We start from the raw sequence: 20,893 nt of genomic DNA on the forward strand, positions 1-20,893 counted from the left end.
TGTATATTGCTAACTCGTTTTAAGTTAATCAAAATGAAAAAATTACTTTTGATAATTATTATTTCGATTCATTATTCATCATATAGTCAAACTTATAGTTCTATAATAAATGATAAGGAAATTTCTAATTTCTTAAATTGGATAACTATTCATGATAAAAAATACACTGAAGAAAGTTATTTTGAGAGGAAGAAAATATCGAATAAAATTTTAAAATGGCATTTCGAAAATTTTATAAATAATTATGAAGATCCTTATGAAAATGAAATGTTTCTTTATCATGAAAAAAATGATTTAGATTTAATATTCAATAAAGACGATCAAGAATTTATTTATAAACAATTTGTAAGCATCAAAGATTCTATTTGGTATACAAAATTCTCAAAATCAAAGCTACTTTCTAAAAAGAATAAATCAAATAATTATTATGCTTATTCGGTTCCTCTATTTTCTATTGATAAGAAAAAAGTTATATTTTATCGTGTTTTTCACTGTGGAAATGAATGTTCTTATGGAGGATATTACATATATTCCAAGATAAATGAAAACGATTGGATACTGATAAAAAGTATTAATTCTTGGCAAAGTTAAAAACAGCAACCTTATCGGTTGCTGTTTTTAGTTTACGCTGCTTCATTAATATCGGCAGATTCATCATCTTTTAAAACTTTTTTGGCAACTTTACCAACGGTTAATCCTTGTACAACAATAGAGAACAGAACCACGATATAAGTAACTTCTAACAAAACATCTTTAATATCGCCCACCGAATTAGGTATGCTCATAACCAACGCAATGGAAACTCCGCCGCGAATTCCGCCCCAAACCATGGTTGTTAACGATCCTTTTGAATACGTGTTTTTTCGTAAAATGGTGCTTGCCGGTATAAATATCGCCAAGGTTCGTGCCAATAAACAAATGAAGATCGCAATAACGCCTAACAGTAATTGCTCTTGTAAATCGGGTAACATTAGTAATTCAAAACCTATAAAAAGGAAAAGAATGGCGTTTAAAATTTCATCGATCAATTCCCAGAATTTGCTTAAATAATCGCGTGTGGTTTCGCTCATTGCAGCTGTTTTTCCGAAGTTTCCAATAATCAATCCGGCAATAACCATGGCAAGCGGCGATGAAAAATGCAATTCCTTCGCTATTAAAAATCCACCCATTACAATTGATAACGTTATAAGAACCGATACTTTGTAATCATCGATCTTTTTCATAACGTTGCTTGCGGTAAATCCTAAAAGAGCTCCTAATAAAACACCGCCACCGGCTTCTAACAAAAATAATTTTGAAACAGATGCAAACGAAGCATCAAAATCGGTATCGGTCGCCATTTTCAACACAACGGCAAACATTACAACGGCAACACCATCGTTAAAAAGCGATTCGCCCGTAATTTTTGTTTCGATCATTTTTGGAACTTTCGCTTCCTTTAAAATTCCTAAAACAACGATAGGATCGGTAGGCGAAATCAATGTTCCAAACAACAAACAATATATAAACGGAATTTCCATGCCCAACATTGGGGCTACAGTATAGAATAATCCTGCAATAATCAAGGCAGACAGCACCACACTTACCGACGCGTAAGTCAATATAGGCCATTTGTGATCGCGCAAGTCGGAAACGTTAATATGCAGTGCGCCGGCGAAAAGTAAAAAGTTCAGCATGGCACCCATTAGAATTTCGGTAAAATCGAATTCCTGTATTAGAAGAAAAAATTCTTTTGTAGTTTCGGGGAAATATTGATCGCCCACTAAACGGATTCCTACCGAAACCAGCATAGCAATAATCATGATACCAATGGTACCGGGCAATTTTAAAAAACGAACATTTAAATAAGCAAAAAACGAGGCAAGTACAATTAAAACTGAAAACGTGTAGTATAATTCCATAAAAAGTGATTTTTACAAATTTACTATTTTATTATTTTTTGTGCCCAATTTACAAGAACTTAAACAGTTTTTTTAACAACGCTAACTTATCTTTAGTATAAGGCGGATATTTTAATTTATTGTCGAACCATGTTTTTCTGTACACAACTGCTTTAGCTTGCGAAAATGCTTTAAAACTGTATTTTCCGTGATAATTTCCAAAACCACTGGCTCCGATTCCGCCAAAAGGCAACTTGCTGTTCACAATGTGCGACAAGCAGTCATTTACGCAGGCACCACCGTATTTACACTGATTTAACAAGGTTTCAATTTCGGTTTTATCATTACCAAAAACATAAAATGCCAAGGGTTTATCGTTTTCATGATTGTACACAATAATCTCGCTTATGTGGTTGTAATTTACAATTGGCAAAACGGGTCCGAATATTTCGTGCTGCATTACCTCATCGTTCAAATCGTCTATCTTTATAAGCGTTGGCGCAATGTATCGTTTTTTAGAATTGGTTTGTCCGCCAATCAACACATTGCCCTTCAACACATATTGTTTAATGCGATGGTAATGTTGTTCATTGATAATCCGAGCAAAATAGGGCGATGCTTCGGGTTCGTCTCCGTAAAAAGTTTCCAGCACTTTTTGCATTTCGGCAATAAACTGCTTTTCTACTTTTGGATGGATGAAAATAAAATCGGGTGCAATACAGGTTTGTCCGGCATTTACAAATTTACCAAAGGCAATACGCTTTGCAGCCAACGGAATATTGGTACTTGGTGTAACAATACAAGGCGATTTTCCTCCCAGTTCCAAAACAACGGGTGTTAGATTTTTAGCTGCAGCCTGATGCACGATTTTTCCTACCGAAGTACTTCCCGTAAAAAAGATCTTATCAAATTTATGATTTAAAAGCTCGGTTGTTTCTTCCGCACCACCTTCAATAACCCGAATATATTCATGACTAAAATATTTTCCGATTAAATTTCCAAGCAAGGCAGAAGTATTTGGAGCTAATTCAGACGGTTTTAAAACAACACAATTACCTGCTGCCAATGCCGCCATTACAGGCTGTAATGCCAACAATAACGGATAATTCCAAGGCGAAATAACCAAAACTACTCCGTAAGGTTGATACTCCAACGTTTCCTTCGAAGGAAAATTCAATATGCTTGGAAAAACCCGTTTAGGGTGCATCCACGTTTTTAGATTATTTTTAAAATACGTGAGTTCTTTTTGCAGCATGCTTATTTCGGTAACCAATGTTTCAACAGCAGGTTTATTAAAATCGGCTTGTAAAGCAGCAATCATTTCGTTTTTATGGTTGTTTAACAACTTTTGAAACTGCTGTAAACAATCCATTCTGTGTTTAAAACTTAATGTTTTGCCCGAATAAAAATAAGTATGTAGGTTTTGTAGATTTTCCAAATCAATTCTTTTTACTGAAATTACAAAAACCAAAATTGTTTCATCTAAAATTTATGTGAAACTATTATTAATAAATTATTTTATTTTGAAATATCTGTTTTCGAAAATAATTATTTCTAAAATGCTTTCTACTTTTGATAGGATTAAAATCTTAAAAAAATAAAGCAATCAAACTTGCCATAAGACAAGTTCATTTGTTTAGTGGTATATTAAATTTGAAAACTAAACTCTAAAAAAATAAAACTATGGCAAAAATTCATGCGTACTTAAATTTTAACGGAAACTGCGAAGAAGCGTTTTTGTTCTATGAAAAAGTGTTTAAATCTCCAAATATTGGAATACACCGTTTTGGCGATATGCCCGAAAACCCTGAGTTTCCAATGAACGATGAGGATAAACAAAAAATTATGCACACGGCAATTATGATTAACGAAAGCACGATGGTTATGGGATCGGACTGTTTGGAAAACTTTGGCCATAAATTAACATTAGGCAACAGCACTTATGTAATGTTAGATACCGATACGGCTGAAGAAGCTAAAGAACTTTATGCTGCTTTATCTGAAAATGCCATGAAGATTGAAATGGAATTAGGCGAGCAGTTTTGGGCAGAATTATATGCATCGTTCCAAGACCAGTTCGGTATCTGGTGGATGGTTCATTTTGAAGGAAACAAAAGAATGGGGTAATCAATCCTTATTTTAAACTCAACAGAAATTATCAGGAAACTTGTCGTTAATCGGCAAGTTTCATTTATAAACTAAAATATTATTACTATGAAATTTTTAAAATACGCACTTTTCACCGTTTTGGGTTTGATCGTATTAGCACTTGTTGTTGCAGCCTTTGTACCTAAAACATTTCATGCAGAAGGTTCGGCAGTTATCAACAAACCTAATGCCGATGTTTTCAACTATGTAAAACACATTAAAAACCAGGAAAATTTTGGCGTTTGGTTTGAGCAAGATCCGAACATCATAAAAACTTCAGAAGGAACCGACGGAACTGTTGGCTTTAAATACAGCTGGAAAAGTGAAGAAGTTGGTAATGGATCGCAGGTAATTACAAATATTGAAGAAAACAAACGTGTTGATATTGATTTGTTTTTAATGGACAGCACTGAACCTGCAAAATCGTTTTTTACAACAGAAGCTGTTAGTGAAAACCAAACTAAAGTTCGTTGGGTGGTTGATGGCGAAATGCCTTATCCGTTTAACTTAATGAGCCTTTGTTACGACATGAACAAAGACTTTGTTCATGGAACCGCAAATTTAAAAGCAGTTTTAGAAAAGCAGTAAGTAATACTATCATAATAAAAAAAACCTGTAATAATTTACAGGTTTTTTAATTTACTTCTTTATCAACTTTTTAACGGCTAAACCTTCGTTAGTTTGTATATGCAACATATAAGTGCCGCTTGCCAAGTTCTCTACATTTAATTGTATTTGGGTTTCGTTGTTAAAACTTTGGGTGTTTAACTGTTTACCGCTGATATCATAAACAGTAACTTGTTGTACAACCATATTTTCGCTGTTGGTTATGTTTACTAAACTTGTCACCGGGTTTGGGTAAAGATTAAACTTAGTAGCTAATTGTTCGTTTACGCTTAAATTTATAACCTCTGGTGGTACCGCCGCTAATGCCGTTATTTTAATATTATCGTACCGGTTACGTGTAACCGTTTGTGGATTTTGAGTGCTGGTAGTAAAACCTGCAATCAATGAAATAATCGAAGGTTTATAGTCTTCTATAAGGTTGGTTGAAGGATCGTTCTTTAAAAAATCGCTTACAAAAACTTTATTCAAAGAAGGTATTTCAAAATAAACTTTTCTATTGGGATAATCTAAATAGGCAGTAAGCTTTACCCAGGTATTAAAAGGTAAAAATGTATTTTGTTGAACAGGAGTGGTACTTGAAACAAACTCGGTGGAACTCGCAATGCTTCCATCTTGTTTATTATAGTCAAAACGACATAAAAAAGGAGGATTAATCAAGCCTCCTTCAACCTCTCCAACCGGTATTAAGTTTATCCATGAACTACTACTGGCATTCGCCTGTATAGATCCTGTAAAATAATCTATTTCAAATTTAATCACATCGTTACCCGGGGTACGGTTGTCTATCACTTGATCAATACCGGGTTTAAATGCAAGCAAGCTTTCGCTATGTGATAGGGCAGTAATATCTAACACCTTACCCCGATTGGCTTCGTTCACTATGGTAAAAAAAATGTTGGTTTGTGTAATTTTAGATTTGGTGACCCACCCCCATTGCCCGGGTATGGTGCCGGTAAAATCGGTCCCTAAGGTACCTACACTGTGATTGTCAAAATTTTCGGTGTATACTACTTGACTATTTGCGGTAAGGGTTACTGAAAAATATACTAAAAAAAACAGGTGCTTTTTCATACAAGGTTATTTTAAAAAGTGAAAAGGCTGTTGTTCCACAGCCTTTAAAATAATTTATCTACCGGTTACATTTAAATACAATGCCGAATTTACCCAGCCAGTTTGTCCTGTTGCGGAAAACCCTAACCTTAATTTATAAGTACCATCAATATCTACTTCATGGGGTACCATAGGTACATCAAAAACCACCTCACGGGAATTACAAAAATTTTCATCAGAAAGACGCGTTATATCCCAATCTGTTTTACCAGGTAATGGCATCGTATCATCATAAAAATAATACAATGGTACAGTGAAACCTAAAGTTGGCACGTCTGCATACACGTGATTACCTGCCAAATAATCAACAGGTTTCCAGCCAGCATCTATATCGTCAGGAATACCTGAAGGTAGAGTTTTTATTTCAGGATGCATTAAGGTTGAAAGCACTAATGCATTTGTAACTTTATCTGTCACATACACTTCATAAAAAAATATTTTACCATAGTGTGCTAGTAACTCTCTTTCTTGGGGTAATAATGTACCCGCCTGATCAAAGTTAGTATGAGGCGGTGGGTATTTTGGCCCAGCTGGAGTTACTCCTGATAGTGGTAAATGTAACAACTTATCTTCGATACGGAATGAATAATGAGGATCTGGATAAGCAGGTACATCAATAGGTACTGGTATTCTTACCAGATTACCAACTTCATGACCGTTTGCGTACAGATTTGGGTAATTTCCAGAAGTTAAATCATGAATAGGCGGAGCTCCAACTTGTGCTACGTCATGAAATTGTCCATCATCTGTTCCGTCAAAATAAGCTATACCTGCATAGGCAAAAACGCGTATATTGTAGGGCGTAACATCTTCAACGTTTCCGTTTGAAAAGAAATAAGAGGGTTGAAGGTCATTTATTCCATTAACTGTAGCGCCCCTAAACCAAATATCCCAAGGTGAAATATAATTTTTACCCCACCATCCTATACCTCCTGGTCCATACCCAGCATATTGACCACTATCACCGTTGTTAAAACTGTTTGTTTGGTATTGGGAACCTGCTTCTTCGTTTTGCATTTCAGCTTCCTGATAAACGTCTTCGCTACACGCTGTAAGGGTTAGGCACATTACCCCCCCCCCCACAAAATTTTGGTAAATTTTGTCATAAATAATATTTTTTAATTAATTGTATTGTAAATATAATAAAAATTTTAACACAGTGTTAAATAAATTTTAAGAAAGAAAAGTATCTGCTTAAATTAACAGCAGAATATTTTAAAAATTAGCCAGGTACTCATTTATCTTTTTATTTTTGTGCATTATTATATTTGTATGAAACTGAAAGTAAATAAATACCTGGCTTTTATAGCACTAACCTCTTTATCTTTAATATCGTGTGCGGTACAGCAGCAGCAAAAACCTACAAAAGTTACGGTTGTAAAAAGTTCTGAAATAGAACCTGTAACCAAAACACCACAACCTGTTGCACAACCAGCAACAACTAATGATTTAAAGATTAATTTACCCGAAGTTAAACGCGAATTTCGCGCTGCGTGGATTGCCACGGTTGCCAACATCAACTGGCCAAGCAGAAAAAATCTATCTACCGAAGAACAGAAAAACGAAGCCATTAAATTGCTCGATTTATTACAAGATGCTAATTTTAATGCAGTAATTTTTCAGGTTCGTCCGGCTGCCGATGCCTTATACAAAAGTAATTACGAACCTTGGTCGTGTTATTTAACCGGCGAAACCGGTAAAGCACCTTCACCTTATTACGATCCGTTAGAATTTTGGATAGAAGAGGCGCACAAACGCGGCATGGAACTGCATGTTTGGCTGAATCCTTATCGTGCGCACCATTTAAGCGGTGGATCGGTTAGCAGTGAATCAATGGTTAAAAAATCGCCAAGCAATATTGTACGCCTAAAGAATGGTATGTATTGGTTCGATCCGGCAAGCGTAAAAACCCAAGATCACGTTTCTAATGTGGTAAAAGATATTGTGTCGCGTTACGATATTGATGCGGTTCATTTCGACGATTATTTTTATCCGTATGCATCGTACAACGGTGGTGCCGATTTTCCTGACACTGCTTCGTGGAATACTTACAAAAATGCTGATGGAACACTTTCAAAAGCCGATTGGCGCAGAGATCACGTTAATAAATTCATTGAACGTATCAACAAAGAAATCAAGCAAGAAAAACCGTATGTTAAGTTTGGTATCAGTCCGTTTGGAATCTGGAAATCGGGTTATCCTTCGGGGGTTGTTGGATCTTCTCAATACGATGAATTATATGCCGATGCCAAATTATGGTTGAACAAAGGCTGGGTTGATTATTTTTCGCCTCAATTATATTGGCCGATCAATTCACAACGTCAGAATTTTCAGGATTTATTGGAATGGTGGCAGGATGAAAACACTATGAACCGACATTTATGGCCGGGTTTAAATACGGTTGAAGTGAAAGCAGCTAACAGATCGACCGAAATTGTAAATCAGGTAAAAATTACTGCTGACGTTTTAAGTAAAAACAGCGTGGGCGCGATACATTACAGTATTGCAGGCTTAACAGACAACAGCGAAATGATTCCGGCATTAAAAAATGGTCCGTATAAAGAAAAAGCGTTAATTCCATTGAGTCCATGGATAAAGATCAATAAAATTGCAACTCCATCTTTAAATATTAGCAACGATAATTCTTCTATAAATGTAAATTGGTCAAGCAGTAAATTGAATGATGCTTTTCAGTGGGTTTTGTACACGCGTTACGATAACGAATGGCAGGTTGAGATCCTTCCTAAAAATCAACTAAGTAAATCTATTGTTCGATCTAAAAACGGAAAAAACTGTAACACTGTAGCCTTAAAAGCGATTGATCGTTTAGGTAACGAAAGTGATTACGCTGCCAAAAAAATATAAGCACATGAAAACGTATATTGTACTTTTACGCGGTGTGAATGTTTCAGGCAAAAACATTATTAAAATGGCAATTTTGAAAGATGTTTTAATTGATAACAACTTTAAAAATGTGGCTACTTACATACAAAGCGGAAACATTATTTTAAGTTCTGATTTAGAGAAGCATGAAGTTGAAACGAAAATTCAACAGCTTATTTACGATCATTTTCAGTTACAGATTGCTGTTTTTTGTTTGGATCTTCAGGAAATGGAAACCGCTTTACAGAACAATCCGTTTATAGAGAACATCGAACCAAATAAATTGTTTTTTACTTTTTTGAACGAAGAACCTGCTGCCGATTTACTAGCTGATTTAGAAAAAATCGATTTTGCAAACGATCAGTTTAAGCTCATTGATAAAGTGCTGTATTTTTATCTATCAAAAGGTATGGCAAATTCTAAACTGAACAATAATTTCTTCGAAAAAAAACTAAAGGTAACAGCAACGGGCAGAAATTTAAACACCATTCACAAACTGATCGATCTGGCTAAAAACAGCAACAATTAATCGTGATGTGTGTATATCATACTCAAAATGTATAAAGCTATTTAATTATTAATTGCTTAAAAGTCTGTATTTAGGCAGGTTTTGGCTTTGGCATTTTTATTGAATGATGTATTATACAATTATAAATTTATATGTTATGAAAAAAAGTATCTTCACATTTTTTGTTTTAGGATTAACCATAATTTCTTGTAATAAGAAAGAAACTGAAACAACTACAGAAACAACAATAAGTGCAGACAGCACGGAGATTATTGCAAACGATACACTTACAAATGTACACAATGGTCACAATGCACAAAACTCGTTAGATTGGAATGGAACCTACGAAGCAACATTGCCTTGTGCAGATTGTTCGGGTATTAAAACGACAATTACGTTAGATAAAAGCGGAACTTTTAAATATGCTGCCGAATATTTAGACAAAAATTTAAAGGTAAACGATGCCGGCGATATTATGTGGCATGATAACGGATCGGTTGCCCATTTAAAAGGAAAAGATATCGATATTAAACTAAAAGTTGTTGAAAACGGATTGGTTGGTTTGGATACCGAAGGTAAAGAAATTGATGGTCCGTTAAAAGAACATTACAATTACAAAAAATTAAATTAATCAGAAAAACCGGAAGTTCAGCTTCCGGTTTTTTGTTAATCGTCGTCATCCAATTCAAAGAGACTGTCTAAAGGCATATTGAAAATCTTGGCTATTTTTAATGCCAGAACCGCAGACGGTATATATTTTTTTGTTTCGATAGAATTAATTGTCTGTCGTGAAACTCCGACCTTTTCCGCCAAATCTCCTTGCGTTAGATTGTGTCGGGCACGTTCTATTTTAATGTAATTCTTCATTCTTCTTTTTGTTTAGATAATGAATATATTTGCTGTCCAAAATTGGATAATATCATCAATAAAATAAAAAACATTAATCCAAATCCATTATAATGACTATAATCCAAATCTAACCAATCAATCAAACTAAAAAGTGAGCTAATTAATAATGTAGTAATACCTGTAATTACTCCAAGAAGAACAGCAGACAAACGCATTTGTAAATACATTTCATCTCCATCATCTTTTGTCCATTGGGTCATAAAAAGTAAGAACATACCTACCAATGATATACTGGCAACAATTTTTGATAGTTTACCGAAATCTAACGATTCAGAAAAACCTGCCAGTTTTAGAAGTAATAATATTAGTACAGGCAATAAAATGATTGCTAAACTGATCCACATTCTCTTTTTTGGAATTAATCTACTTTTGTTATTCATAATTAATCGTTTTTAGTTAGTTCTTTTCTTAATTTATAAACCTGACTACCAAAAACAAATAATTGCCACCACAAGATCATAAACATTAAAAAGAAACTATTATGTATTCCAAAATCTGTAAAAGACAAGGTTACTAAATCCCAAATAGAATTTACCAAAAGGAAGCCAACTCCAAAGAAAACACTACTCAAACTGGAAATCAATCTAAACTGTAAATACATTTCGTCTCCATCGTCTTTTGTCCATTGAGTAATAAAAAGTAATAACATTCCTAATAAAATTGTAGATGCTATCAAATTTGTAACAATTTTACCATACGTTTCAAAATCAAGAAAATTAAATATTCTTAATAGAACTAAAAATATGATAGGAATAATAATAAGAGACAGACTAATCCATAGATTACGCTTTGGAATTAAAATTTTTCTAGTTTTCATATTAGTTAAGTTTATTTGCTACAAATATAAATAAACTTTTCAATTCGTAAAACAAACTTTACTTTATGATATAAAAAAAATCGATATGCCATTATAACATACCGATTTTAAAAATACAGTTAGTTTAATTGTATTTATGCTGTTGCAGGTAAATCGCGGGTTAACCAACCACTGCGCCCTGCGGTTATTATTGCGTAAGGCGTAATCCAGAATAAAGTAAATAGGTAGAATACGCTGTAGGTATATGCTAAAAATGCTTCGGCAATGTTGTATTTTTTTGCGTAGAAAAACATTTGAATACTAGAGAATACAAAAATCCCTGCTAAACTGGTACATACAAATAGTACCGGATGCGTAACTACAAAAAACAATAACAAAAGTAATAAAGGATAAGCCATAATTACTTTAATCCACTGCATAGTCAGTAAAATTCGTGAACCTGCTGTTGATTCTTCTCTGAACTTTGTAAAAGCAAACTTACTCATCATGATGTTTTCACGCACATTGCTTCGTTCCCAACGGACAAACATTTTGTACAGACTTTTATATTTTTCGGGAATGTTGGTATATACATACGCGTTCTTCTGAAACAACACGTGCAATCCTTGCTTTAAAATCATGTTGGTTATCGCTCGGTCTTCGCCAATATCGCTCGGTTGCCCCATAAAAGTCTGGTTCATCCAATCTTCTAAACAGTTCATTACCGCATCTTTTCTGTAAGCTGCCAACGCACCCGGTGTACATAAAACCGAACCAATAGCACTTTGTGCCGATCGAACAAATTCAAAACTAAAAACAAAACTTACGTTCAACATTTTTGGTATTAAACCTTTTTCTTTGTTTAAAACTCGAACGTTTCCTGCTACGGCGCCACATTTTTCGTTCACAGCAAACGGACTTACCAAGTTGCGTAACGTATCTTCTTTTACAATAGAATCGCTATCTACCGTTACAAAAACATCGCCCGTTCCTTCTTTAAAACCGCGGTAAAGCGCATGGCGTTTACCCATATTTTTAGGTTGCTGATATATCGCCAATCGGTCGCCCAATTTGGCTTTTGCTTTCATCATCCATTGCCAGGTATCGTCTTTACTTCCATCGTCAATTGATAAAATCTGTAATTTCTCAGCCGGAAAATCACTGTCAGCTAAACTCAATAAGGTTTCATAAACCAGTTTTCCTTCGTTATAAGCCGGCACAATTACCGTACACGTAGGCAGTTGCTCGTTACTTACCGCTTTTACAGGCTTGTATTTTATGTACAGCACAATTAAATAGGTTAAAAAACTTAACTGCAAAACCAACAAGGTTAACGCAATGTAGTTTATAGATGCGCCCCACCAAGTATTCATACGTTCAAAGTGCAGTTTTTCTATATCGGGCTGAAAATTTATAAAGGTAATTACAGATACAACCATTAAAAATAAGGTGGCAGCTACCACGAAATAATCTTTATTTTTTAGGGAGTTTAATGAAAGTTGATCTAAAAACTTTGATCGATCTGCTTTTTGTTTTGAAGTATCGTCTCGAACTATAGTAAGATGACTGTTGTTTTGTTGATTGGGTGTGTCTAAAAATGGTTTGGTTTTTAAACACTGGTTGCCGGTTGTTAGCATAATACTTTTACTTTAAGAAATATGTTTGATGCTTATTGGTTAGATTAATGATCAAACACCTTTGGTTTTGTCTTAATAAGTTTTCAAGTACTGTGCCACGGGAATTTTTAACAAGAAAGCGTTAAATTTTATGATAAATTGAGGTTTTATTGTAGAAGCCAATCCCCAAATTGGGTACAAAAATTGTACCATACCCCAATTGTTAAACTGTTGATTTCAATTATTATTTGACTAATTCCATGGATCAAAATCAGTATTAAATATAAAATCCGTTACCAAACGATAACGGATTTTGAATTTACTTTTTATAATTTACAAAGAATTCATGCAGTGTACGGATTCCGGTTCCTGTTCCACCAAAACCTTTATAATTTTCAGGAGCTTCGGTAAAAGCAGGCCCGGCGATATCGATATGCACAAACGGAGCCTTCGCAAAATGTTCTAAAAACTTCCCGGCAGTAATGGTTCCGGCCATGCGTCCGCCAATATTTTTTAAATCGGCACAAGTAGATTTTAACTGCTCTTTATAATCATCCCACAAAGGTAGTTGTACCATGCGTTCGTAAACCTTTTCACCAGCATTTAAAATATCATTGGTAACATTACTTGATGCATTACTCATTAAACAAGCTGCACGCGTACCAACCGCAACCAAGGCTGCACCAGTTAATGTTGCCGAGTTAATGATTAATTCTGGATTGTATTTTGTTGCATAACTAATAGCATCTGCCAAAATCATACGTCCTTCTGCATCGGTATTTGACACCTCAACCGTAGTTCCGTCCATCATGGTAATAATATCGCCCGGAGCATACGCATCACCACCCGGACGGTTATCTGTAGCAGGGATCAACCCTATAATATGAACATTTAATTTATTTAATGCCGCTGCGTAAACCGTTCCTGCCATCATTGCAGCACCACCCATATCAGATTTCATTAAATCCATTGAGTTTGGTGTTGGTTTTAACGATAATCCGCCGGTATCATAAACCACACCTTTACCAACCAGAACAATTGGTTTGTCGTTAATCGGGTTTGCAGGTTTGTATTCCATCACCGTAAAAGTTGGCGGTTGAATTGATCCTTTGTTTACAGCCAATAATCCGCCCATCTTTAAGGCTTCGATTTCCGGTTTACGGAAAACTTCTACATGAAAATGAGCTTCGTCGCCAATTTCCTGAATTTCTTTAGCCAGTTGATTTGCCGTTAAGAACGAATTTGGTTCGTTCACCATATCACGTGCCCAGAAAACCGCTTTTATTACATTGTTGATTCGGTTTAATTCTTCATTAGAAATATCGCCCAACATAAAAACATTCTCTAAAGTATATTCGCGTTCATCGGCATCTTTAAAGTATTTTAAAAACTGATAGTTCGACAATGCCAAACCTTCTGCCAACGCCAAAGTAGTTTCGCCTGAACCTATAATGGTAATATCATTTGTTTTTTTATCTAATTTTTGTCGGATATTAAAACCGGCAACACGCATTTTTTCCAAATCGCTGTTTTCTTTTACAAAAAAGTAAAACTGGTTGCCAACTTTTATAAAATCTTCTTTAGTTTCTGCTGATTGAAAGGTTTTAAAAGCCTCGGTAACATAATCAGGGGTTTGATTATTTAAAGTAGTTTGCCCGTTTACAACGTAAACAAAAGCGTTTCCTTTAATTTCTTGGGTTAATTGTAACATTGTTTGTTTTATTTTGATTTCAAAAGTACGAAAACGAACAGACAATAAAAAAATGAGTTTAACATATTTGCTAAACTCATTTTATTCTTAATTGGTAGTTGCCGGTAAATAAAAATGTGATTTTTGGTAAACTCCATTCTCATAAAACAAAAGTCCACCTTCGTATTCACCTTTTACTTTTCTATCTCTTCCTTTTAATTCATTTTTAAAATCATTTACATACGCTCTAAAAAGTTTGTTTCCATAATATTTACTATCTATTACAAACAAGGGCGTGTTTCTGGGTTCTAATAAAGCAATATCTAAATCCATATAACTTGTTAAAACGAAAAAAACTTTGTAACCATTTTTTTTAGCATATTCTTCATAAACAGTTAAAGGCTTACACGCATCGCCTGTACAACCAACAGTATAAACATATACAAACGCTTTAGGATACTCTTTTAAAGCATCCAACAGCGTAGTGGCATTGGTTTTATAAACCCTGCTCATTTTTAATGAATTTTCTTTTTTAAATGGTTCTATTAAAGTTTTTTCATAAGGTGTAAGGTATTTATAATCATCACCAATACCTCTCATTTGTACACAAGAAGAAACAAAAAAACAAAAGGCTAAAAGAATTAAATAATAGTTTTTCATAATTTTTGATTTAAAGTAAATATAACTTTTATCTTTGATTAAATCTAAAATTTTCGTGATGAAAAAATCTGTATTAAAATTACTTTTATTGTTTTTTATCTTTAATTGCCCTTTAGCTGTTGATGCATTACACGCTCAGAAAAAATCAACAATAGTAACCGATAATAAGATAACCGAAAAAGTTTTACAGGATATTTTAGATCAAAACAAACATTTTGCAACACAAGGAAAAGTTGCCGATTATATTCCCGAATTAGGAAAAATGAGTGCCAACTCTATTGCTTTTTCTGTAGTTGATACAAACGGAAAAGTTATTAGCGTGGGCGATACTGACAAGAAATTTACTATGCAGAGTATTTCTAAAATTATTGCATTGATGGTAGCTGTCCAGGAAAATGGAGAAGAAGCTGTTTTTAAAAACATGGGGTATTTTGGATCAGACAAACCGTTTAATCATTTTGGAAATTTAGAAATTACAGGCAAACCGCTAAACCCTATGATGAATGCCGGAGCCATTTTAACGGTATCAATGATTCAGGGCGAAGGCGAAACTGCTTTTCAAAAGGTGTTGAAAATGGTTCGATATATTACTAAAAACGAAAGCATTAATTACAACACAGCCGTTTATTTGTCTGAAAAAGAAACCGGTCACCGCAACCGAGGAATGTTCTATATTATGAAAAATAGCGGATTGATTACGGGCGAAGAAAATCAGTTAGATAATTATTTTAAACAATGTTCTATTGAAGTTACTGCCGAAGATCTGGCTAAAATTGGATATTTTTTTGCCAATGAATGTGTACGCTTTGATGGTGATGCTACTCATAAAAATGCCGATTTATCAAAACTGATTCAATCGCAAATGATGGTTGCAGGTATGTACGAATTTAGCGGCGAATATGCCCGCAGAATTGGTTTACCAAGCAAATCGGGTGTTGGTGGAGGTATTACCGTAAGTGTTCCAGGTAAAATGGGGATTGGTGTTTTTAGCGCACCTTTAGACAGTCACGGAAATTCGGTTGCTGGTTATCAAATGATATGGGATTTTTCGAAAAGATTTCAGTTGAATATTTTTACTCCATAATAGATTTACTACAGATGTACGGATTTTTTTTTACCACATAAGGTACATAGTTTTAACAAAACTCACCATATAATGAATAATAGATACTTTAAAAAGATTTGGAATGAATCAAGTGGAGATGATGTAACAGATTCTTGGGGCAATTCAATCTTTTATTTTGAAACAGATACTAATCTTAATGTTCTAAAACAAATTCAAGTTTTTGAAAATGGTAAGATCTTAAAATATGATGAACAAAATTATGAAGACGAATATGGATTTCTTGCAGATCAGCCTTTAGAAATTGAAGATTTTGAAGAGGAGGAAATATCAAAAATTAACTTTTATGAAATCTGGATAAATTAATTTAAATCAAACATACAGCATCAAACACCAGACACCCCACATCAAGCATCCAGCACCCAATATCAATCATTTCATCTGCCTAAAAGTCAAACTGATTCTTGGTTCGGTTACTTTTTTAGTCGGAGCAATTCTGTGCAGCCAATGTTTTTGAGTTTCACCTTTCATTTCAATCAATGAACCATTTGGCAAATCAAACAGTTTTTTCTCTGCCGATTGCTTATGTTTAAAATCGAAACGGCGTTGTGCACCCAAACTTAAACAGGCAATTGAACCGTTATCAACCAAATCTTTTTCGCCATCGCTGTGCCAAGCCATACCTTCTTCGCCGCTGTGATACAAATTCAGCAAACAAGAATTGTACATACTGTCGGTATATAGCTCAATCAGCTGTTTTAATGCCAACAATTCTTCGATCCAAGGTGTTGCAATTCGAGTGTAACCGGAATACGTGTACGAAAAATCTTTAGATCCGTACCAGGCAACTTTTCGCTTGGTAGTGATTTCCTTACCATAAATAACCGATTTATCATGATACCATTCAATCTTCTGCATTAACACATTAAAAAAATGATCGGCTTCCTTGGTATCCAATAAAATTCCATGGTAAATAACTTCGCCATCATAAGGCAATAAATTATCAGTCGCAGCGTTGTTCGTAAATAAATCCATGTTATTAAATCTGTTAGGCAAAGATACTTATTTCCTTTTTTGTATCTTCCTAAAAAAATTATCACTAACCTATCAATTAAATTTAAACTTATGAAAAAACTGCTTTTATTATTTGCATTTATTAGTTTGATATCATGCACTAGTGAAGAGAATTTTAAGCGTGCCGATATTTCGGGCGAATGGAAAATGACGGCTTATCTTGGTTTTGTACCCGAATTACCGCAGATTGAAAAAGGTTCGGTTGTTTGGAACATTGGTGCTACAAACATTTCTATGACCAATAACAGCGAACATGCTTATGTTAGCCAAGAAGGAACTTTTAGTTATCTTTGGTTAAATGCTGAAACCATTTTGATTAATTATCCCGACTTTCCCGGATATTACAAAGTTAATTTATTAGACGGCAAATTACGATTAACACGTACTGTTCAGCCAGGTACACCAGAGGTTTCAGATCAACCTGTTCTGGAATTTGAAAAATAGAAAAAGCAACTCGGTTGGAGTTGCTTTTGTGTTTTAAAATACTTCCATTTGATAATGTTCTGATATAAACGGAATGGAAATTAACTCGCTGTCGAAAATCTGCACCAGACATTCTTCATCCAAGTTCACAAAAAAATCAATTAATTGTTCGTTTGGCAAATTGTCCTGAAAAAGTTTTCCTTCCGGGTTTTCATCGCAATCACAAGTATCAACCACCATATCTAAATTGGTAAAAGTGGTTACAAACGTAAATTTGTTTAAATACTCTTCTTTTGTAAAAACCGTTTTAAGATACACGCTGTTGTGTGCTTTTACAATAAACAGTGCCTTTACGTTTTCGTTTAAAAAAGTTGCGTTTACAGCTTTAAAATAATTGATAAAATTTTGACTTTCGTCTGTTGATTGAAAATAGTTTTCGGTCATAATAGTACATTTTGTTTAGTTAATTGTTTAAATATACAGCTTACACTTTACGTACTGTTATTAAAAATGTTAATTTATAAAATTTAACACACCATAGCTACTTAACGACAAACAACGTCATTCGAAATCATGAAATTTGAACAAAACAAGAAAACATGATAACCTATTACAGACATCAATACGAATTATTGCAGTTGAATTTAAAAATTGTGAACTGCAATTTAGAAAAACTTACGTGGTTGGAAATTAACGATGAAACGACCATTAAAATATATCAGGACAAATTGAATAGTTTGGAATTCGAAAAGGAAAATTATCTGAACAACTTACTACAAAGTCTATCGAAAACTGAAATCACACAGCAAAATATTGATGAAGTGAAACTTTGTTACGAACTGATTGAGCAACACAGCAAAAAACATTACAGCCAACTTTTTAAAACACATTTAAACCGAACGATAGAAAATCATCAGAAAAAACACGGCGACTTTTTATTGAGAAATCAATTGAAAAAGGCGACTGAAATTGAACAGATTATTACGCATTTAGAACGTGCCGCTTAAACTTTTTTATTCTTTTGCATCCAGTTCTGCATGCTTTCGAAATTGTTTGCAACGTTTTCATTGGTTACTTTTTCAAATGTTTTACGTTCGGTACTGTAAACATACAAGCCGTTTTTATCTTTAAAAAAGTGATAGTAATGAACAACAACCGGAATTTGTCCACGACCGCCATCGCAAGGTGACTGTACATCAACTAAACTGCCTGCAAATTCTATGGAATTAAAATCAGTTGGGGTTGTAATTAGTTCGTTATCTATAAAAAGTTGATTATTAAAAGTATATCCAACGGAAAGATCTTTGATTTCATTGTTAACGTCGGCTAGTTTTTTTATAGTGTTTTCGCCATTAAAAACATACAGTCCTTTTTGCATTATAAAAAAAGGAGCTGTTCCGTGCTGATAACTTTTAATGCCGTTATAAAATGCAATATTTCCTTTGAGATAATCAATAAGAACAAATGTGTTACCGTCATAATTAAATCGGTAATAAGCAGATCCATCGTAATAGATATCATTCGGAAACAATTCCAGTTTATCAAGAAAAAAAGTGTTAGCTGTACTTATCTCACCAGTTTCGTAAACAGCATTCCAGCTGTGGTTGTAATATTTGCCGTTAACAACTACAAACATTTTATTACTTGTAAGTTTTGCATTTTCAATAGGATAAAAATGAGTATCCGGACTGCCTTCCAGCGAAATTCCTGCTTCAACATAACTCCAAAAAGTATTTTCTTTCACATCATAAAAACCGCTTAAAAATCCTTTATTGATATGTTCTAAAGTGGTGAAATCACCCGAGAAACCTAACATTTTGAATTCATTCGTAACATCACTATTCAAATCCAAACTAGTACTTGTTAAATAAAATGTATCATTATCGAACAAAAAATAATTGTCTAAATAATATTCGGGTGCTATCAAGCGCACCGTTGAAGCGTTTATGTTTGGCACTTTTACAACCTCAACATCATTATTGCTAAAAACACAGGTGTAAACAGATTCCTTATTTTTTAACAAATAACTGTTGGTCGGTGTTTTTGCAAAAAAATCCGCATCAGACGGAAGATTTGTGATCTTTTTCCGGGTCACTTTTTTTTCAAAATCGTCATAACTAACATAAATCCATTCATTATTTTTCAGAAACATATTTCCATTAAAAGTTGATGTAATCTCGCTTTTATCGAAAATCTTTATAGGTTGATTCTTCTCAAAATCATAACTGCTGTGATTTAATATAAAATATGCATTTTTGTTAGAAAGTAAAATAAAATCACCGTCTTTATTCTCTACACCCCAATCTTCTTGCGGTATTACAGACAATTTTACTTTTTTTGATTCTGAAATACTTACACCGTTAGGATCAATAGTATTACAAACCAAAAAAACGCCATTTATATTGGTTTCGATTTTATACTGAACCGATGTATGATAATGATAACATTCACTTGCAAATGTCGAAAAATTCAACAAAAGCAACAGACAGAAAGCTATTTTTTTAAACATAATTTTAAAGTTGAAGTTTTACTTAAAATTGACATTGCTAAAAGTGTTCCATTTTAAATTATTGAAAGATCCGGCGGTTTCTTTTATTTTATTTAAATGATACGTTTTGCCGTTATCCTTTACTGTAATTTCTTTTGATGAAACTTCGTAGATGGTGCTTTTGTTGCTAAAAGTTAATGTTTGCGTGGTTTTATTAAATGTAAAATCGGCATCAATGAAGAGTTCTACCACGTTATCTGCATTAGTAAAAATATATCCCAACTGATCACCACCATATATTTTTGTCAAATACATTTTTTTGCCATTTTCAAAAACCATGGTAAACTCATAATCGCTATTCTCTAAAGGAAATTCTTGATAATGACTAGTAACCATTTTACCATTCACACGTTTTTGAACCGAATAATCTGCGAAAATACCTGAATAGGATTCTTCAACAATTTCGATGGGAACCACCTGATTATTTTCTACCACATAGGTTGCAAACTGATGCCAGCAGCAACCGCTCTTTGTCATGGTTTGCAACTGTTTTTTTTCATCGTCAACCGTAAACATTCCGCAATAATTAGATCCTAATTCGGTAAAACTTTCATTGAAGGTAAAACCTTTTTTATCAGCCAGATATATTTCAAACGACGGACCACCGTAACAACCATAATTCCCGGTTCGCAAGGCAATATCTTCTTTTCCGTCGAAATTAAAATCCTCAAAAATTAAGATACTTTGCTCGCCATACGGAATTTCTTGAATGTTCGATTTCACTTTAGAATCTTCAAGATCATATCCCGAATAAAAAGCAGGTTTAGAGAAAACGAGTTTACCATTCTTCTTTTGATAGAGATTTAAGGTACAGTTTGTTTCCAGATCGGAATTTTCCTGATTGTCATCAACAATAATTTTTCCAGAAAATTCATCAGAAAAATCAATTAAATCATACGATTGTTGTGCAGATGCAAAAAAGGGCATCAATAATAAAACAAACAACATCTTTTTCATA

Annotated in this window: 24 protein-coding genes; 10 read left to right on the forward strand and 14 right to left on the reverse strand. The window is 33.9% G+C overall.

The features are described from left to right. Window positions 1-33 precede the first annotated feature (33 nt). Complete coding sequence (locus BM253_RS08645; RefSeq protein ID WP_091522342.1) at window positions 34-591, forward strand: hypothetical protein; 558 nt, start codon at window positions 34-36, stop codon at window positions 589-591. 32 nt (window positions 592-623) lie between these two features. On the opposite strand, the gene BM253_RS08650 is transcribed toward BM253_RS08645, so the two are convergent. Beyond that, window positions 624-1,901: a cation:proton antiporter gene (locus tag BM253_RS08650; protein WP_091522345.1), complete on the reverse strand. Its 1,278-nt coding sequence runs from the start codon at window positions 1,899-1,901 to the stop codon at window positions 624-626. A gap of 49 nt (window positions 1,902-1,950) precedes the next feature. After that, window positions 1,951-3,318 carry an aldehyde dehydrogenase family protein gene (locus tag BM253_RS08655; protein WP_143095610.1) on the reverse strand — a complete coding sequence of 456 codons (1,368 nt, stop codon included), beginning with the start codon at window positions 3,316-3,318 and terminating at the stop codon, window positions 1,951-1,953. Between the two features lie 245 nt (window positions 3,319-3,563). Between BM253_RS08655 and BM253_RS08660 the strand changes: the two genes are divergently transcribed. Together BM253_RS08660 and BM253_RS08665 are read left to right on the forward strand one after the other, a co-directional pair. After that, window positions 3,564-4,007 carry a VOC family protein gene (locus BM253_RS08660; RefSeq protein ID WP_091522353.1) on the forward strand — a complete coding sequence of 148 codons (444 nt, stop codon included), beginning with the start codon at window positions 3,564-3,566 and terminating at the stop codon, window positions 4,005-4,007. A gap of 87 nt (window positions 4,008-4,094) precedes the next feature. After that, window positions 4,095-4,616, forward strand: coding sequence for an SRPBCC family protein (locus tag BM253_RS08665; RefSeq protein WP_091522356.1), 522 nt, complete (start codon window positions 4,095-4,097; stop codon window positions 4,614-4,616). Window positions 4,617-4,667: 51 nt separating this feature from the next. Here the strand turns inward: BM253_RS08665 and BM253_RS08670 are convergent, their stop codons facing one another. After that, window positions 4,668-5,726 (reverse strand): T9SS type A sorting domain-containing protein, encoded by a 1,059-nt coding sequence (locus tag BM253_RS08670; protein ID WP_091522358.1) that lies wholly within the window; start codon window positions 5,724-5,726, stop codon window positions 4,668-4,670. Between the two features lie 54 nt (window positions 5,727-5,780). Beyond that, window positions 5,781-6,782 carry a hypothetical protein gene (locus tag BM253_RS08675; protein WP_143095611.1) on the reverse strand — a complete coding sequence of 334 codons (1,002 nt, stop codon included), beginning with the start codon at window positions 6,780-6,782 and terminating at the stop codon, window positions 5,781-5,783. A gap of 255 nt (window positions 6,783-7,037) precedes the next feature. Between BM253_RS08675 and BM253_RS08680 the strand changes: the two genes are divergently transcribed. The 3 genes from BM253_RS08680 to BM253_RS08690 all read left to right on the forward strand — a co-directional run bounded on the left by BM253_RS08680 (window position 7,038) and on the right by BM253_RS08690 (window position 9,787). Next, window positions 7,038-8,630 (forward strand): glycoside hydrolase family 10-like protein, encoded by a 1,593-nt coding sequence (locus BM253_RS08680; protein WP_091522364.1) that lies wholly within the window; start codon window positions 7,038-7,040, stop codon window positions 8,628-8,630. 4 nt (window positions 8,631-8,634) lie between these two features. Next, window positions 8,635-9,177: a DUF1697 domain-containing protein gene (locus BM253_RS08685; protein ID WP_143095612.1), complete on the forward strand. Its 543-nt coding sequence runs from the start codon at window positions 8,635-8,637 to the stop codon at window positions 9,175-9,177. A gap of 136 nt (window positions 9,178-9,313) precedes the next feature. After that, window positions 9,314-9,787 (forward strand): copper resistance protein NlpE, encoded by a 474-nt coding sequence (locus BM253_RS08690; protein WP_091522458.1) that lies wholly within the window; start codon window positions 9,314-9,316, stop codon window positions 9,785-9,787. A gap of 35 nt (window positions 9,788-9,822) precedes the next feature. Here the strand turns inward: BM253_RS08690 and BM253_RS08695 are convergent, their stop codons facing one another. The 6 genes from BM253_RS08695 to BM253_RS08720 form a co-directional block, all read right to left on the reverse strand. Further along, window positions 9,823-10,023 carry a helix-turn-helix transcriptional regulator gene (locus BM253_RS08695; RefSeq protein WP_091522372.1) on the reverse strand — a complete coding sequence of 67 codons (201 nt, stop codon included), beginning with the start codon at window positions 10,021-10,023 and terminating at the stop codon, window positions 9,823-9,825. After that, window positions 10,020-10,445 (reverse strand): hypothetical protein, encoded by a 426-nt coding sequence (locus BM253_RS08700; RefSeq protein WP_091522376.1) that lies wholly within the window; start codon window positions 10,443-10,445, stop codon window positions 10,020-10,022. Before BM253_RS08700 ends, BM253_RS08695 begins: the two co-directional genes overlap by 4 nt. 2 nt (window positions 10,446-10,447) lie before the next feature. Beyond that, window positions 10,448-10,714 carry a hypothetical protein gene (locus BM253_RS17325; protein WP_177205750.1) on the reverse strand — a complete coding sequence of 89 codons (267 nt, stop codon included), beginning with the start codon at window positions 10,712-10,714 and terminating at the stop codon, window positions 10,448-10,450. A 302-nt stretch (window positions 10,715-11,016) separates the two neighbouring features. Next, window positions 11,017-12,498, reverse strand: a complete 1,482-nt coding sequence (locus BM253_RS08710) for a glycosyltransferase family 2 protein (RefSeq protein WP_245758479.1) — start codon at window positions 12,496-12,498, stop codon at window positions 11,017-11,019. Window positions 12,499-12,796: 298 nt separating this feature from the next. Further along, window positions 12,797-14,188: a leucyl aminopeptidase family protein gene (locus BM253_RS08715; protein WP_091522382.1), complete on the reverse strand. Its 1,392-nt coding sequence runs from the start codon at window positions 14,186-14,188 to the stop codon at window positions 12,797-12,799. A gap of 87 nt (window positions 14,189-14,275) precedes the next feature. Continuing rightward, complete coding sequence (locus tag BM253_RS08720; protein ID WP_143095613.1) at window positions 14,276-14,827, reverse strand: hypothetical protein; 552 nt, start codon at window positions 14,825-14,827, stop codon at window positions 14,276-14,278. A 58-nt stretch (window positions 14,828-14,885) separates the two neighbouring features. On the opposite strand from BM253_RS08720, the gene glsA reads away from it, so the two are divergent. Together glsA and BM253_RS08730 are read left to right on the forward strand one after the other, a co-directional pair. Then, window positions 14,886-15,911 carry a glutaminase A gene (gene glsA, locus BM253_RS08725; RefSeq protein WP_091522389.1) on the forward strand — a complete coding sequence of 342 codons (1,026 nt, stop codon included), beginning with the start codon at window positions 14,886-14,888 and terminating at the stop codon, window positions 15,909-15,911. 72 nt (window positions 15,912-15,983) lie between these two features. After that, window positions 15,984-16,256, forward strand: a complete 273-nt coding sequence (locus tag BM253_RS08730) for a hypothetical protein (RefSeq protein WP_091522393.1) — start codon at window positions 15,984-15,986, stop codon at window positions 16,254-16,256. A gap of 66 nt (window positions 16,257-16,322) precedes the next feature. Here the strand turns inward: BM253_RS08730 and BM253_RS08735 are convergent, their stop codons facing one another. Continuing rightward, window positions 16,323-16,925: an alpha-ketoglutarate-dependent dioxygenase AlkB family protein gene (locus tag BM253_RS08735; protein WP_091522397.1), complete on the reverse strand. Its 603-nt coding sequence runs from the start codon at window positions 16,923-16,925 to the stop codon at window positions 16,323-16,325. A gap of 90 nt (window positions 16,926-17,015) precedes the next feature. On the opposite strand from BM253_RS08735, the gene BM253_RS08740 reads away from it, so the two are divergent. Continuing rightward, window positions 17,016-17,408, forward strand: coding sequence for a hypothetical protein (locus BM253_RS08740; protein ID WP_091522401.1), 393 nt, complete (start codon window positions 17,016-17,018; stop codon window positions 17,406-17,408). 33 nt (window positions 17,409-17,441) lie between these two features. On the opposite strand, the gene BM253_RS08745 is transcribed toward BM253_RS08740, so the two are convergent. Beyond that, window positions 17,442-17,831, reverse strand: a complete 390-nt coding sequence (locus tag BM253_RS08745) for a hypothetical protein (RefSeq protein ID WP_091522405.1) — start codon at window positions 17,829-17,831, stop codon at window positions 17,442-17,444. A 155-nt stretch (window positions 17,832-17,986) separates the two neighbouring features. Between BM253_RS08745 and BM253_RS08750 the strand changes: the two genes are divergently transcribed. Then, window positions 17,987-18,394, forward strand: a complete 408-nt coding sequence (locus BM253_RS08750) for a hypothetical protein (protein ID WP_091522409.1) — start codon at window positions 17,987-17,989, stop codon at window positions 18,392-18,394. Here the strand turns inward: BM253_RS08750 and BM253_RS08755 are convergent. Beyond that, window positions 18,391-19,896 carry a hypothetical protein gene (locus BM253_RS08755; protein WP_091522414.1) on the reverse strand — a complete coding sequence of 502 codons (1,506 nt, stop codon included), beginning with the start codon at window positions 19,894-19,896 and terminating at the stop codon, window positions 18,391-18,393. The two genes, BM253_RS08750 and BM253_RS08755, sit on opposite strands and share 4 nt — an antisense overlap. 18 nt (window positions 19,897-19,914) lie before the next feature. After that, window positions 19,915-20,892 carry an XAC2610-related protein gene (locus tag BM253_RS08760; RefSeq protein ID WP_091522417.1) on the reverse strand — a complete coding sequence of 326 codons (978 nt, stop codon included), beginning with the start codon at window positions 20,890-20,892 and terminating at the stop codon, window positions 19,915-19,917. Window position 20,893 lies beyond the last annotated feature (1 nt).

The sequence above is a fragment of the Paenimyroides ummariense genome (assembly GCF_900115115.1).
Classification (GTDB): domain Bacteria; phylum Bacteroidota; class Bacteroidia; order Flavobacteriales; family Flavobacteriaceae; genus Flavobacterium; species Flavobacterium ummariense.